This window comes from Colwellia sp. MB3u-55 (assembly GCF_014076785.1).
Taxonomy (GTDB): domain Bacteria; phylum Pseudomonadota; class Gammaproteobacteria; order Enterobacterales; family Alteromonadaceae; genus Colwellia_A.
Map to the genome: position 1 here is coordinate 1 of NZ_JACGUS010000014.1, position 969 is coordinate 969.

Genomic DNA, 969 nt, shown 5'->3' on the forward strand with positions numbered 1-969 from the left:
GAGCCATCATTCAATCGAACTATCGTATAAAAAGGCTTTAGTTGCTGCTAAAGCTTGGGCCTCACTTTACCTAAACGGGTTTTAAAAGAATAATAAAGATGGGTGTATTATCCATACAAGCCATTCAAGCAGGACAAATAACAGCTGGCTATTTGCTCCTTCGTCGCTTATTTTAGCCAACTATTATTTGCCTCTTAATGGGGCGTTAGCTTCATGGAGGATTCATCATCAAGTATCTATTAATAATAATGTGTTTATTGTCTTATTCTGTAAATTCTGAAGAATGGCATACGAATAATAAACCAGATAACTCAAACACCTTTCAAGGATCTTCTGGCGAATTTGGTGCCATGATATTCATGACCACGGATTCTCAAAAAATGTTAGACAACTGGGAAGCACCAACTCCTGGTTATCATATTCTACCATCTGAGAATGTAGAAAAAGGCCAACCAATTGAAGCTTTAGTTTTATTTAGTGGTTGTTCTGCTAATGCAGATGGGAATTGTATAGCTGAGGTTGATTACCAAATTCTCAAGCCAGATGGATCAATCTATGCAGAATATAAAAATACTGAATTATGGAAAAACAAACCCGCATTACCTAAAGGTCAATTAGGTTTAGCTATTGATCGCGTAGGATTAATAGCGGAGGATAATGATCCTATTGGTGTATATAAAGTTACTTGCGTTGTAAAAGATCTTGTAAGTAACAATAATTTTTTTATATATTCTAGTTTCAAAGTAAATGAAGCTAACAAGCAAATCAACAAGGACACGTAACAGTTGGCTACGTTTCGCTTCGCTACACAATTTTAGCCAACCATTACTTAGCCTGTTATTTGGGCGTTATATGCCTAAAGGATTGTATCAACTATGGAAGAAGTAGCAGAAGGTTTAGGTCGAGCCTTTTTTAGATTATTAAAATGGATCATAATTGATGCCTTTATAGAGTTTTTTGTTTATGGGT

The 969-nt window shown here is 35.4% G+C and carries 1 protein-coding gene; it reads left to right on the plus strand.

What is annotated here, in order from left to right; genetic code table 11:
- The first annotated feature begins 257 nt into the window (after window positions 1–257).
- The gene (locus H4J66_RS00040; protein ID WP_182169089.1) at window positions 258–782 is read left to right on the plus strand and encodes a hypothetical protein; all 525 of its coding nucleotides are present in this window, start codon (window positions 258–260) and stop codon (window positions 780–782) included.
- Window positions 783–969: the final 187 nt, after the last annotated feature.